General features: G+C 54.9%; 9 protein-coding genes and 1 tRNA gene. 5 read left to right on the plus strand and 5 right to left on the minus strand.

The window, feature by feature from the left end; genetic code table 11:
- Window positions 1-102 precede the first annotated feature (102 nt).
- Together L855_RS10810 and L855_RS10815 are read right to left on the minus strand one after the other, a co-directional pair.
- A complete protein-coding gene (locus L855_RS10810) occupies window positions 103-1,860 on the minus strand; it encodes a translocation/assembly module TamB domain-containing protein (RefSeq protein ID WP_159787908.1) in 1,758 nt (585 codons plus the stop codon).
- Window positions 1,857-6,062, minus strand: a complete 4,206-nt coding sequence (locus tag L855_RS10815; RefSeq protein ID WP_159787910.1) for a hypothetical protein — start codon at window positions 6,060-6,062, stop codon at window positions 1,857-1,859. The genes L855_RS10810 and L855_RS10815 overlap by 4 nt, the downstream gene beginning before the upstream one ends.
- A 141-nt stretch (window positions 6,063-6,203) precedes the next feature.
- On the opposite strand from L855_RS10815, the gene L855_RS10820 reads away from it, so the two are divergent.
- Together L855_RS10820 and murQ are read left to right on the plus strand one after the other, a co-directional pair.
- The gene (locus L855_RS10820) at window positions 6,204-6,626 is read left to right on the plus strand and encodes a DUF3110 domain-containing protein (RefSeq protein ID WP_159787912.1); all 423 of its coding nucleotides are present in this window, start codon (window positions 6,204-6,206) and stop codon (window positions 6,624-6,626) included.
- A 14-nt stretch (window positions 6,627-6,640) separates the two neighbouring features.
- Entirely contained in the window at window positions 6,641-7,540 is a 900-nt protein-coding gene (murQ, locus tag L855_RS10825) for an N-acetylmuramic acid 6-phosphate etherase (RefSeq protein ID WP_159787914.1), read from the plus strand.
- A 323-nt stretch (window positions 7,541-7,863) separates the two neighbouring features.
- Here murQ and L855_RS10830 read toward each other — a convergent pair whose 3' ends face one another.
- Both L855_RS10830 and L855_RS10835 read right to left on the minus strand, forming a co-directional pair.
- Window positions 7,864-8,865: a succinate dehydrogenase/fumarate reductase iron-sulfur subunit gene (locus L855_RS10830; RefSeq protein ID WP_159787916.1), complete on the minus strand. Its 1,002-nt coding sequence runs from the start codon at window positions 8,863-8,865 to the stop codon at window positions 7,864-7,866.
- Between the two features lie 54 nt (window positions 8,866-8,919).
- Window positions 8,920-9,636: a C40 family peptidase gene (locus L855_RS10835; protein WP_159787918.1), complete on the minus strand. Its 717-nt coding sequence runs from the start codon at window positions 9,634-9,636 to the stop codon at window positions 8,920-8,922.
- 15 nt (window positions 9,637-9,651) lie between these two features.
- Between L855_RS10835 and L855_RS10840 the strand changes: the two genes are divergently transcribed.
- Both L855_RS10840 and L855_RS10845 read left to right on the plus strand, forming a co-directional pair.
- Window positions 9,652-10,596 carry a serine hydrolase gene (locus L855_RS10840; protein ID WP_159787920.1) on the plus strand — a complete coding sequence of 315 codons (945 nt, stop codon included), beginning with the start codon at window positions 9,652-9,654 and terminating at the stop codon, window positions 10,594-10,596.
- A 67-nt stretch (window positions 10,597-10,663) separates the two neighbouring features.
- Window positions 10,664-10,752, plus strand: a tRNA-Ser gene (locus tag L855_RS10845).
- 312 nt (window positions 10,753-11,064) lie between these two features.
- On the opposite strand, the gene L855_RS10850 is transcribed toward L855_RS10845, so the two are convergent.
- A complete protein-coding gene (locus L855_RS10850; RefSeq protein WP_159787922.1) occupies window positions 11,065-11,580 on the minus strand; it encodes a DUF3172 domain-containing protein in 516 nt (171 codons plus the stop codon).
- 272 nt (window positions 11,581-11,852) lie between these two features.
- Between L855_RS10850 and L855_RS10855 the strand changes: the two genes are divergently transcribed.
- On the plus strand, window positions 11,853-13,331 hold the full coding sequence (locus tag L855_RS10855; protein ID WP_159787924.1) for an S-layer homology domain-containing protein: 1,479 nt from the start codon (window positions 11,853-11,855) through the stop codon (window positions 13,329-13,331).
- The last annotated feature ends 38 nt before the right edge of the window (window positions 13,332-13,369 follow it).

Here is a 13,369-nt window from a genome sequence, read left to right on the forward strand (position 1 = left end):
GCAAGGGTACGCCCCTACGTGGTTCCCCTCTTGCCTCTTGCCTCGGGCGACCACAAGGGTACGCCCCTACGTGGTTCCCCTCTTGCCTCTTGCCTTCTCAAATCAAAACCTCATCTGAAACTCCACCGCCCCACGATTATCATCATCAAAATTGGTTGACCCTCGGATAATCCAATTATCATCAATGCGATAGCGGACACTAAACCGAGTTGAATCACCGCGATCGAGAATCGTCAGGATAGACGCCGAGAAATCGTCGGTGATATTCACCCCAACCTCCGCCCCTAGTCCCAACGCCGACGTGCGAGGATCGACCGCCGGAAACAGTCGAAAATCTCGATAGCCCAACGCACGACCCACAATCGATTGTACCTGAGTTAACAGGGCCGAACTCGCCACCACCAACGAGGGGTCCTGTCGGCCCAGGGTTCCCAGGGCCCCACCGCCAATCAGCGAGAGAATTTCCGTCTGCGATCGCGCCGGAGAACTGGTCAACTCCAGGGGGGTTTGCACAATCCCCTCCCCATCCGGTAACCCCTCAAACAAGCGGCTGGCCAGTCCCTGGGCCCGGGCCTCAATCCGGATCGTCTCCACCCCTCCCCGTTCAATAGATGGGTCGACAATCTCCGTTCCCGTCCCCAGGCGATCGAATCCCACTGGCGAGATAATCCGAGGGCGCGTTGTTTCCTGAACTGCTGCCCGTAAGCTTACATCCAACACCGGATCGAGACCAAACTGGGGGTCAAAGGTGGCCGTATTATCGCGTCCTGCCAGAGTAAAGGTGGTGGTAAACAGATTCACCTGTCCATCCCGTAAAAAGATCGTTCCGCTGGGTTCTGGGTTTTCAAATGGACCATTGACTAATAACTTGCCCTCGGCCACAAAATTCAGAACCGGGAAACTAACAATCTGAACCCCTCGCCCCAACTCTAAAAGTAAGTTGTTGTAACTAATAATCGGGGGCGTTTCCAAATCTGCCATCTGGCCTCCCGTTCCCGGGTTTTCCTCATCGGCAATAAACACCTGCCCCCGCGTCAGCAATACCTGACCCCCCAAATCGGGGAATAACGCCGAATTGGTGACACGAACAACCCCATCAATGCGACCGCTATAGAGTCCTTCTAACTCCAACTCCACTTGGTCAAACGTCACCTCCAATGGACTCTCCACCGGTAGCGGTGAGAACACCGGTAACTCCCCGGCCGCCTGAACCGACCCCTGACGGAACTGGCCCACCAACTCCGGAATCACCACCGTATCATCGAGAAATTCCAGGGTTCCATTGACCTGAGTTAACGGTTCCGGAAGTTGAGGAGAATTAAACTCCGCATCCCGGAACTCCGCCCGTCCCCGAGTGGCTAAGGGAACATAATTAAAGCCTGTGCCGATTTGCTCCCCGGCGATCGTCAGTTCTAGGGACCCCTCGCCCCCCAACCATTCCAGAGCGCCATCTGTGAGCGCCGTTAACACCTCTAATCCTTCATTTTCGGCATTGATGCCAATTTCAAAGCTATTGCTCTCTGGGCGCACTGTAGCCCCAGGAAAAACAATCGGTAAAGTTGCCCGCAGACGAATCGGCTCAGCCCCATCCCGCAAGACGGCCCCAGCCCCAAAATTGAGGCGGCCATCGGTGAAGGCAAAGCCCCCCTGAGCCGTTTGCACCGCCTGTTGATTGATTTGTGCCTCGTTCCAGCGGATTTCTCCCCGAGCCGCCGGATTCTCCAGACTCCCGGAGAGGGTGGCACTGGAATTAAGAGTTCCCGCAAGTCGTACCCCTTCACGCCGGATTCTCCAGACTCCCGGAGAGGGTGGCACTGGAATTAAGAGTTCCCGCAAGTCGTACCCCTTCCGGGAACTCAACAAACTCCGAAACAACGGACATGGGTAATCCCGTTAGGACAAACTGTCCCGACTGTTCCAGGGAACTCAACAAACTCCGAAACAACGGACATGGGTAATCCCGTTAGGACAAACTGTCCCGACTGTTCCGGGGCCCCCAAAATCCCGTTAAAGTTAAGGCGAGTCACTTGGGGGTCGTTGAGGTTCGCCTCAACATTTAGGGTCTGTATATCCCAAACTCCCTGTTCAAATTCTCCTTGGGTGGCAATTTGATGAATCTGGTAGGTATCCCATTGCCAATTTTCTCCAGCTAAGTTGAAGTCAAAATCAACTCCTTGTTCGAGGGAACCGGCCACATTCACTTCACCGGAAAACTGCCCCTGTAACTGGGCTAATTCTGGCAGCGGCGAGGCTTCTTCTCGGGCTTGTTGTTGCTGTTGCAGCAGGATGTCGATTTCCACGAGTCGTTGCAGTTGCCGGATGAGGTTGGCGTCTGGGTCTCCCACTCCAAGGACTGTTAGGGCATCTGCTCCGGCGTAGGTGGCGGGGTCTAAGCCTCGCTGCACGTCTTCGAGTTCAAACCAGCGGAGGGCTTCTAAAATTTGTTGGATTTCCCCCCGATAAATTTTGAAGGCCCCGGCAAATTGAGGGTCATCAGTCGCCGTGATGGTGCCATCGAAGCCATAGCGACTTTCTCCCTGTTGAAGTTCAATAGAATCGAGTTGTAGAACTTCGTTAGCCCAGACAAATTGCCCTTGTAAACCATCAGCTTGGGTGAGGCCTAAACGGGGTTCCTGGATATCTAAGGCCCCGGAGACAAGGGAGCCGGTGGGGGCGGCTCTCACGCGAGCGGTGAGATCTCCTGAGAGGATGCCTCGATCCTCCATTGGTTGTAGGTTGAGCATGGCCAGGGGGAAGTTGGCCAGGTCAAGGTTCCAGAGTTTATTCTCCAAGGCACCTTGGGCGACGGTTTCCCCCAGTTGTAGGGCGAAGGCTTGCGGAGATAAGTCAGGAGTCAGACGGAGGGAGAAACCATCCTGAGGCTGACTGGGGTCAGTTTGAGTTTGGCCCACCAGTTGGACTAAGACTCCTTCCTTGTCAGCGGTGATGGGGCCGGCAATGATAGGGTCATAACGGCGATCGCCCACTTGGAACTGACTCACCTGCATGGCCCCTTCCTGAATGGCGATATTGATAGGGGTGAAGTCCTGCCAACCCCCCGTGACGGCGATCGCCCCATCTAAGCGTCCTGCCACATCGAGGGCCGCCGTTTGCGTGGGTAATTGGGGAAGTCCAGGAACCAATTCCCCTAATTGGGCATTTTGCAGTTGAGCCAACACCTGCCAGCCGCCATCCTCTAGGGTAATATCCATCAACACCCCACCCAGGTCGTCCGACGGCTCTTGGGCGAGACTCGTGGTTCCCACTTGAAAGCCGACTTGCAACTGTCCTGAGATGGCTTGGGGCCGTAAATCCGTCACCGACCCCGTTAACCGAGCAATCTCACCCACTTTAACCAAGGGAGACAGAGCCACAGGAGCGTCTACAAAGGGAGTTAGAGGAATTTGTAGTTCCTCAGCATCTACGAGCCAGTTCCCCTCAGCCAGTTGGAAACTTCCCCCGAATCCCCCCTCTCCTAAGATGACTCCCATCTGCCCTTGAGCCATAAGGGTTTCGGGGGAGGGATTAGCCAAGGGAACCCGAAACTGAGCCTGTCCACTTAAGAGAGAGGGGGTAAGTTCTGGGGTGGGGACAAAGGGAGTGATATTGACATTTTGGGCAGTTGCCTCCCCTTGCAGGTGTCCCTGGGCAATTTGGCCGACCATCTGCACTTGGCCCTGATTCACGGTGAGTTCCCCTTGAATCACCGCCTCCAGGGTTTGCAGGCTTAATGTTTCTAACAGGGCCACATCTCCCCCAAACTCAGCCCGGCCGGCAAAGTTCCCCAGGGTTAGTTCTGGGGGAACCTCGATAAAGGGGGCCAGGGGTAATCCTTCGGTCACCAGTTGGGCTTGCCAAAGTCCATCGCTGAGGGCCCCATCTAAACGCAGGGGACTTTCGGCAATGGTCGTGGTGAAGGAGGTTCGACCATTGAGGTTCGCCAGATTAAAGTCCTCTAAATCGGCGACAGTTCCGGCAACCTGTAAACTCCCGGAAATAGCACCTAAAGAGAGTTGGGCCAATTCCTGGGGCAATACGTGGCTGGGTAAGGTCAAGTTTTCAGCGGTGAAGACCGTTTCCCAGTTACCATTCTGTAACCCGGCTTGTAGGGGAATCCCTGTCCCAAGCATTTGTAAGGTTCCTTGGGCGGCGGCTTCGAGTTGGTCTAACTCCGTGACGCCAATCTGTCCCGCGAGAATCAGTTGACCGGTAAACCCCCCCACGCCATAGGTTTGACCAATATCCTGGGGAATCACACTGGCTAAGGAGACTGACTCTGTGGCCAGTTCTAGCCGCCAGGTATCATCTTCTAATAACAGGCCGCCCTGGGCCCGACCCCCAGCAATTTCAATAATGGGTAGGCCAATTAGGGTTTCTTCGCCGGCGTTTTGTAGGGTTCCTCGGGCATTGACAGGACCAATTGTCCCTGTGGTGGGCAAGTCATAGCGACGGGCGATCGCATCGGCGGAGACGTTACGGATAATAAACTCGGCCTCCACGACTGGGGCCTCATCCTCCTGTTGCGGCAACCCAACCCGGACCGCCGCCTGAACCTCTCCCCCCCCTTCAGCGGGGGTTGCATTAAGTTGTTCAATGAGAAATTCCGAGGTTTCTGTGGACAGGCCAAATCGGGCTTGGACTTCACTAAAGGGAAGGCGATCGACAATCACCACATCCGTATTCCGCACTTCCCCTAACAGGACTGGATTATCGATATCTCCCATCACTTGCAACACCCCTTCTAATTCCCCGGTAATCTCGACGGGGAACTCCAAATCGAGGGTTTCGGTAATGGTTTGCCAATCGGTGGCGGGGACGACAATGGGGATTTCATAGCCTTGTTCCAGGTGCATTAAGCCCTGGGGAATGGTCATGGGGATATCTTCTCCATAACTGGCGGAAATGTCCTCAAAGGCGATGAGATCTCCTTGCAACCGTATTCGTCCTGAACCGTCGAGAATGGGTTTTGGAACCCCGGCTAGTTCTAAGTCGAGGTCGTTAAACCGGAGATTTCCTTGCAGGTTGAGGGGAGCTTCTCGGCCGTCGGTGGTCAGCTGCATGGAGAGCGTCCCAAAGATTTCTCCCCCTTCTAGGTTCAGGGGGGCGGGAATCCAGGGGGAGACCACTTCCCCTTGTAGGAATTGGGCTGAAAGATTTAAGTTAACGGCTTTGTCTGGGTTACTAAACTCGCCCTGGGCGTTGAGTCGACCGGTAATGTTGTGATAGCCGGTAGCGTTAAAGCTGATGCGATCGCCGTCGGGGCTAAATTCCGCGTCCCCACTAAACCGCCGCAGGGTAATGGGTTCAGGGGGGGCAATCTCGGAGTTCTCGGCCACCTGAAGCAGTGAGTCAATGCTGGAGATATCGTTAGACCTGTCTGTAGAGAGAGTCGTGGCGATATCTGGAGAGATGTCTGTAGAACGCTCTGTAGAACTCTCTGCCGAAGGCTGCCAATCTAGCAGATTAACCGTCGTCTCCTCCTCAGGCGTTTCGCCATTGGGGAGGGGTTCTGATGGGTTGAACTCCGGTTTCGGTTGGGGAATCACCGTGAGGCTTCCCCCATCGATGCGAATCCGGTTCAGTTGAATTTGAATGAACCCCGGTTCTCCCGGTTCACGGATATCCGTAGTGGCCCAGTTCCCATCCTCAAGCTGGGGAATGGTCACATCCACCGCTTCGAGACGCACATCTAAGGGGAGGGTACGACTCCAGAGGAGGGAGACAAGATTAAACCCCACATGGACTGCTTCGATGCTGGCTTGACTGGGTTGCTCTTCACTGGGGAGAACCTGAGATTCGCCAAAACGAACATGAGTCAGGGAAACTCTGTCCAACTCCCCCACCTCAATCGGACGTTCTAGGAGTTTTCCTAATTCCTCAGACAACAGTGGGGCCAGTTGGTACTGCACAAACCGCCAACCCCAAATGGTTCCCCCTGCGAGGACAGTAAGCAGGAGGATGGCGATCGCCCACAGGGCCCGTCGGCGGCGGGGGGGCTGGGGTTCCCGTTGGGGGTCCGGTTGAGGGTCTGTGGGAGGGGTGGGGTCAGAGAACTCGGTCATCTGTTAGGCAGGGGGGAACAGGTAAAGGATATCCTAGCGGGAAACTTTCCCAGACAACAGCGGCGGGTGACAGATTCGGGGGCGATCGCTTTCACGGTAAATTAAAAACGATGGCTGGAGTTTCTATGTGGAGGGTTTGTCATGAAAGTCTATGTCTTATTATTCAACGCTCGTCAGGAGAATGAGGGTATTCACACGATTCGTTTAGGAACCCCCCAGGGGGGAGAACGAAATATTGTCATGATGTTTGAGTCTCAGGATGATGCCGAACGCTATGCCATGTTGTTAGAGGCCCAGGATTTCCATGTCCCCACGGCGGAGGCATTTGAATCTGAGGAGATTGAGGAATTTTGCAACAGTTGCCATTATGAAGCTAAGTTAATCCCCGAGGGATTTGTACCGGAGTCTCCCGAGGAGCGGATTTTCCTCTCACCACCGGAAACCAATTTAGCGGATACCGATTGGGAACGGGAACAGCAAGAGACGGGGAACCCCCCCCAAGAGGAGGATGTCCCCACGGCCCAGTTAGATGATATTCGTCGCCGCTTAGAAGGGTTGTTGTAACGGAGTTAGAACCATTGGAGAGTCGCGGACATTTGTTGACGGAACAGAGTAATCCCAATTCCCAGGAGTTGGATCGCTTGAGTTCTCTGGAATTAGTGGATTTGTTTGTCCAGGAAGATGCTCGGGTGTTGGAGGCGATCGCCACCGCTCGCGAGGCGATCGCCCAAGCCATCGATCGCACCGCTGAAGCCCTAGCTGGCGGGGGTCGCTTATTCTATATCGGAGCCGGCACGAGCGGGCGTTTGGGGGTGCTTGACGCGGCAGAATGTCCGCCCACCTTCTGCACCCCTCCGGAGCTGGTACAGGGCATTTTAGCGGGGGGTGAGGCGGCTCTGGTTCGCAGTTCGGAAGCCCTAGAGGATCGCGCTGAGGATGGGGCGTTAGCTATGGCCGAGCGAGAGGTGACGGCGAAGGATGTGGTGGTGGGGATTTCTGCTGGGGGAACCACGCCTTATGTGCAAGGGGCGATCGCCGAGGCCCGTCAACGAGGGGCCACCACCCTATTTATCGCCTGTGTGCCGGTTGAGCAAGTCCCCAGTCAGGCAGATTTAGAAATTCGGCTTTTAGTGGGGCCCGAAGTGTTAGCCGGTTCCACACGCCTAAAAGCCGGAACCGTGACCAAGTTAGTGCTAAATATCCTCTCCACCAGCGTCATGGTGAAACTGGGGAAAGTCTATGGCAATCGCATGGTGGATGTGTCCGTCACCAATCAGAAATTACGCGATCGCGCCATCCGCACCCTAGTCGATTTAACGGAGTTATCCCGCCGTGAGGCAGAGTCGTTATTAGACCGCTGTCAGCAACGGGTGAAACTGGCGTTGTTAGTGCATTGGTCTGGCTTAGAGGTTGAGGAAGGGCGATCGCGCTTAGAGGCTGCTGGGGGACAGTTACGTAAGGCATTGGAGGGGGAATAGGGAAGAGGGGAGAAGAAGGGAACAGGGAACAGGGAACAGGGAACAGAAGGCAAGAGGCAAGAGGTTTACCACAGAGAAGAGGCAATAGAAAAGACGTAGGGGCGTACCCTTGTGGTCGCCCTCTTCTGGCAATAGGCAATAGAAAAGACGTAGGGGCGTACCCTTGTGGTCGCCCTCTTCTAGCAATAGGCAAGCTAGCAATAGGGGAGAAGAAGGGAACAGGCAGTTATGCCGGGAGAGGGCGAACAGCCGTTCGCCCCTACGTCTCTGTGTTCTCGGGCAACCACAAGGGATTGCCCCTACGTGGTTCCCCTCCTCCTCCTCTAACGATTCTGTGCTTCCAACTGCCGCACTGAATCAATGAGCGATCGCACCTCCTCGGTTCCCTCGGACTTCTCAAACCGGAGAGGAAACTTCCCACAAACCAACATCCGTAACCCCAGAGGCGCCAAACTCAACAGACCGCGCAAATCTTGGAAATAATTGCCCACCACTTGCAGGCCAAACTTGCGTTCATCCACCCAGCCCCCATCTCGAACCAACTCCACCAGAGTTTTCCGGTGACGCACCGCCCGACTGGCACTAGCATCGCGGCGGGAGAGAATGGCCTGTTTCACTTCCCCAATGCGATCGAGGGGGGCCACTTCCATCGGACAGACGGAATTACAGTAATAACAACGAGTACAGCCCCAAACCCCATCGGTTCCCTGTTCATATTGGGCCACACGGGCTTCTGTGCGATCGTCTCGGTTATCATCCAACATCCGCTGGGCCTTCGCCAGGGCGTGGGGACCGACAAAATCCGCATTCACCTCCACGGCGTTACATTCCGAGTAACAGGCCCCGCAGAGAATACAGTTGCCACTATGGCTGAGTTTCTCCCGTTCCTGAGGCGATTGGGAAAACTCCCGTTCCGGAACCTGACGGGCCTGGGTACTCACATAGGGGTCCACGGCATCTAGGTTGTCCCAGAATTTGCGCATATCCACCACTAAATCCTTAATCACCGGCATATTCCCCATGGGGGCAATAGTCATCGGCGGGATGTCCGCCTCCGATAGGCCGTGAATCTGCCGCAGCCGGGCCAGTTCCGCCCCCACATTCTCCTTACACGCCAGGGTGGAACGGCCGTTAATCCGCATCGAACAACTGCCGCAGATGGTGTTACGGCAATTCTTACGGTAGCCCAGACTGCCATCCTGTTCCCATTTGATGCGATCGAGACAGGTGAGAATGGTCTCACTGGGGTCAACATCGAGGTGATAGGTGTCCAAGCGGGGGGCGTTGTCGCGAGTTTGGCGCAGAATTTGAAAGGTAACGTGCATGGTGAGGTCGGTGTCGGCAATGATCCTCACTTCATTGTAGGGACTTTCGGAACCTCAGTCCGGTTGCAAATCCAACAAATCCCCCGGCTGATAACTCTGGGTAACCCGGCCGGAACCTCTGAGAATGCGTCGATAGTTCCGACTCACTTGGCCCCCATCGTCGCCGAGGCTGTCAATGGCAATGCCATTATGACCTAACTCCCGGCCAGAACTATGGATATAACAGTTGTCTCCTAGATAGAGTCCGACATGAGTGGCTTTAATGGGAGTTCCGAAAAACACCAAATCCCCAGGCTGCATCGCCTCCGTCGACACGGCCCGAGTGAAGGCTTCTTGTAAATAGGCATCTCGGGGCAACCATACCCCCACCGAGGCAAAGGCCGCTTGCATCAATCCCGAACAGTCATAATCGGGCCCCAGGGTTCCCCCCCAGAGATAATGGTTGGGTTCGGCCATGGCCTGCCGGGTAAACTCAATCACCTGGGGGATAAAGTCGCGAATTTCCATCTCGGAAAAGTCAACTGCCATATAGGGGGAGGTGGGTTCAAGCTGGGCCGCTGCTTCTGGGCCCAGCCAGCCGGGATAGTCATCTTCACAGAGGCGCACCCGCAGGGCGGACTCCTCCCCCTTGGGCAGTGATAAAATTCGCAGGTGTCGTCCTGTTGCGGCCTGGGTTGCCAAGCTGTCCCGTTGGGGAGAATCATAGAGATTGAGCGGGGCTAAATTGCGATATTCCCCAGATTCGTGCAACTCGATCGCTCCTGTAGCCATTACGTAGACTCCACCATGACGTTTTTCAGAAAAGACGAAGCACTCGAAGCCGTTGGCGATCGCATTTTAGAGGCGATTTGGGCCGAGTTTCCCCAGCTTGCTAAAAACCAACTGGCCCTAACCTGGATTCCCTATGATCCTCCCATTGCAGTCAATACCGGTGGGGCCCTCAGTTCCGATGAGTTCTGGAAGTACCAACCTCGGGGCTTCCACTATCGGGGGGTAGAACGGATTTATCCGGCGAGTATCGTCAAGTTATTTTACCTGGTCGCCGTCTCGGAGTGGCTGGAGACGGGCATGATTGAACCTTCGGCGGAACTCGATCGGGCCGTGCGCGATAGTATTGTGGATTCGAGTAATGATGCGACGAGCCTAATTGTGGATGTTCTCACGGGAACCACCAGCGGTCCAGAATTGCCCCCCGGCCCCTTTGAAACCTGGAAAATGCAGCGCAACATCGTTAACCGCTATTTTCAGTCTCTGGGTTGGGAGGAGTTGGCGACGATTAATGTCAATCATAAGACCTGGTGCGATGGGGCCTATGGCCGCGAACGGGCCTTCCTGGGAACGATGATGGACAACCGCAATATGCTGACGACCAATGCTACGGCTCGGTTGGTGCATAGTATTGTCGGTGGGGTGGCGGTGTCGTCAGGGCGATCGCAGCAGATGATGGCGTTGATGAAACGCCATCTCGACCCAGCGGCGTTGGCGGCTGACCCAGAAAATCAGGTCACGGGCTTTCTGGGCCAGGGGTTACCGTTGGATACGGGGGTTTGGTCGAAGGCGGGCCTAACCAGTCAGGTGCGCCATGATGCGGCGTATATTGAACTCCCGGATGCCAATCCCTATCTGTTGGTGGTCTTCAGTGAGGGACCAGCCCAGAGTCAGTCCGAAGCCTTACTCCCCTTTGTCTCGGGACAGGTAGCCGAGGCGATGCGAGGCTTAAGTCAGGGCTGAGAAAAAAATTCTGGGGCCGGGCTTGCAATGTCAAACAGATATGCTATGATGTTTTTCTGTGACACCTGGAGAGGTGGCTGAGTGGTCGAAAGCGGCAGATTGCTAATCTGTTGTACGGTGAACTCCGTACCGAGGGTTCGAATCCCTCCCTCTCCGTTCTTAAGGAACTCGGGCTTAGGTTCCTAAATTCCCCAGATAGACTCTCTCAGACGCGCTGTTATGGCGCGTCTTTGTTGGTTTAAGAAGGCAGCAGGCAGTAGGCAGTAGAAAAGACGTATGGGCGTACCCTTGCGGTCGGTGAGCGATAGCCAAACCGTGGTCGCCCTGGGCAGTCGGGAACCACAGAGTCACAGAGGACACAGAGGTTGAGGGGAAAGCCGGCCTATTGCCTTTTCTTCCCCTGCTGCCTGCTGCCTACTGCCTTTTTTTCCCCTCTTGCCTTTTGCCTCTTGCCTCTTGCCTGCTCTTCTAAAAACGATTCGATTCAGGGGCTTTGTTAGTAACACCACTACCGGGTTGTCGGAGGAAGTTGTTGTCCTCGGCTTGGTTTTGATAGATACATTGAACTTTGGGATTGTTGTTGATGTCTCCCATGAAGCCGAAGGTGTTGAGGCGGTTGCGGCAGTTGCGGACTTCGCCGGAGGAGACCACATTCATCCGTTCGAGAATTGACCAGTTGGTGTTGCGGATGACACAGCCAGGGTGCATACTGGGCTGGGAAACGTAGACGTTGAAGGGGTTAAGGGTGATGTAGGCGTAGCTTTCTACAACCATGGCACTGGCCCCATATTGCACGCACAGTTCCGGGTTGGCAACGCTGCGATCGAGGACTTCTCGGGAGGCGACGTTTTGGGCGTTGACGGTGGTGGTGGAACTGAACGCGATTCCAATCCCTATCCCGAGGATGAAGACGCCGCCAATGATGGCTAGGAGGGTATAGTTCAAGGCGGACTTGGCTTTACTGGTGGCTCTGCTACGCTTCATGATGGGGAGTGATGGGTCTTGAGAAACAAGAGTGGTTCGCTTAGGGAAATGATAGCCGACTGTTGGGAACTTTGTTTGGGTTGCGATGGGTCAACTGTCTCTAGTTTAATCAGTTGTTCGAGAAACTGGGGCGATCGCCCCCTCAGGACTGCTAGGATTCATGAGGGCGATCGCCAATTCTCCCGAAGTTTGCGCTAAAGTCTTGAATGACAAAGACAGATTATCAATTGCACCTGACCCCGAACTATCTCACGAGAGGATTGCTTAAGGCTATGAAGTTTCCCCCTGTTGCACTGATCGCATTGGCTGCCGCTGTTCCGAGTGCGGAGGCAGTCATGGCCGCGTCGGTGGGGATTCAACTTCCCGACAACTGTAATGTCGTTGCATTGAGTCCCGCTGAAAGTGGACGGGCCGGTGGAATGCTCGTCTGTGCGCCGGAGTCCCCGGATGGCCCGGCTCCCATTTTAGGGAATAATATTGATATTCCTGACCTGCCTGAGTCGGTTGAGTTTGCGGATTTGGGCGATCGCTACGAACGACCCTTTATTGAAGCCCTGGCCCGCCAAGGGATTATTCCAGCGGCGGAGGATGAAAAGTTTAATCCAGATGACCCCCTCACAGAGGCTGAGTTACGAGCTTGGTTAGATAAAAGTCTGGAAATCCGGGAGACGATGAACCCCTCCCTTAAAGATTCCTCGGAAGAGGCCTTAGAAGATTCTAGTCTTGAGGAAGAGGCTCAAGCAGCTAAGGCGACTGGGAAGGAGATTCATCTGGAGCATTTTGGCAAACGGCTCACGGGTAAGTCTGTTGAGAAAGACGTCGAGCCAGTGGTGTCTCGCTTGGAGGCCCTGGTGGCCCTGGCGACTCACTTTGATTTGGAGTTAACCGAGGAGTTGGAGGCGAATACGGTTTTAAGCTTCACGGACCTCGATCGCGTCCCGGAAACGGCCCACAACGCTCTGAAAGCCATTGTGGGCCATGAAATTATTATCCTGCATCACGAGGAAGATGAGGAGGAGGAAGAGCTAGAGGAGATGGCCCTCTATCCTCACTTCTCGGCCACCCGGGCTGATGTAGCAGTGTTGCTGTATAAGTCCATGGTGAAAAGTGGTGGTTTTGCGCCCATCGCCATGAGTTCTCAAGGCTCTCTCGGTGAGATGGATGTTCGCTTCAATGGCTCCGGTGATGCGATTTCCTCTCCCCTGGTGCGTCCCGGATTGATGCAACAACTCTTTGCGGACTCCTACTCCCCAGGAACCATCGCCATCGGGTTAGCGGAAGGAACCCGCACGGTGGAAGGGGGCAAAACAAACGGTTATTGGGGCCACCGAGATCCGGGCAATGGTAAGCACAATATGGGAACGTTTAGTTACCAGCATGGTGCTAGAACCCCGGAAGAGGCGGATTTACTGCAACTGCGACGGATTTATCAATATAGTGCGGCCCTCGAAGAGTATGCGGCAACTCATAATATGGAATTGTCGGTGTTGGAGTTGGTGGCTGGCTTAGATTTAGCGAACCAAGCGCCTCTGGCGGCTCAGCATTATCTGGCCAACTTACAAGAGGCTAAAGCCCGAGGGGCAACGGGAATCGATGCCATCCTGGAAGCTCGGGCCTATAGTTACTTTAACCCGGCGACAGGACGTTTGGAGGCCGGCGGCTTCCGTAATAACTGGGAGTGGTTACGCTATGACCAGTTGCGTCGGATTCACGCTATCCATCAGACTCTCGCGTATCACGGAATCGAGTAATTGTCAAGAAAAATTCGCTAGGTTACCTCTGGGGTGGC

This window comes from Sodalinema gerasimenkoae IPPAS B-353 (genome assembly GCF_009846485.1).
GTDB lineage: Bacteria > Cyanobacteriota > Cyanobacteriia > Cyanobacteriales > Geitlerinemataceae > Sodalinema > Sodalinema gerasimenkoae.

What these genes read in the sequence shown, in the direction of transcription:
- L855_RS10835 (WP_159787918.1), bottom strand. Translation starts at nt 9,636, where the DNA reads ATGGCTACAGGAGCGATCGAGTTGCACGAATCTGGGGAATATCGCAAT.
- L855_RS10840 (WP_159787920.1), top strand. Translation starts at nt 9,652, where the DNA reads ATGACGTTTTTCAGAAAAGACGAAGCACTCGAAGCCGTTGGCGATCGC.
- L855_RS10815 (WP_159787910.1), bottom strand. Translation starts at nt 6,062, where the DNA reads ATGACCGAGTTCTCTGACCCCACCCCTCCCACAGACCCTCAACCGGAC.
- L855_RS10855 (WP_159787924.1), top strand. Translation starts at nt 11,853, where the DNA reads ATGAAGTTTCCCCCTGTTGCACTGATCGCATTGGCTGCCGCTGTTCCG.
- L855_RS10820 (WP_159787912.1), top strand. Translation starts at nt 6,204, where the DNA reads ATGAAAGTCTATGTCTTATTATTCAACGCTCGTCAGGAGAATGAGGGT.
- L855_RS10830 (WP_159787916.1), bottom strand. Translation starts at nt 8,865, where the DNA reads ATGCACGTTACCTTTCAAATTCTGCGCCAAACTCGCGACAACGCCCCC.
- L855_RS10850 (WP_159787922.1), bottom strand. Translation starts at nt 11,580, where the DNA reads ATGAAGCGTAGCAGAGCCACCAGTAAAGCCAAGTCCGCCTTGAACTAT.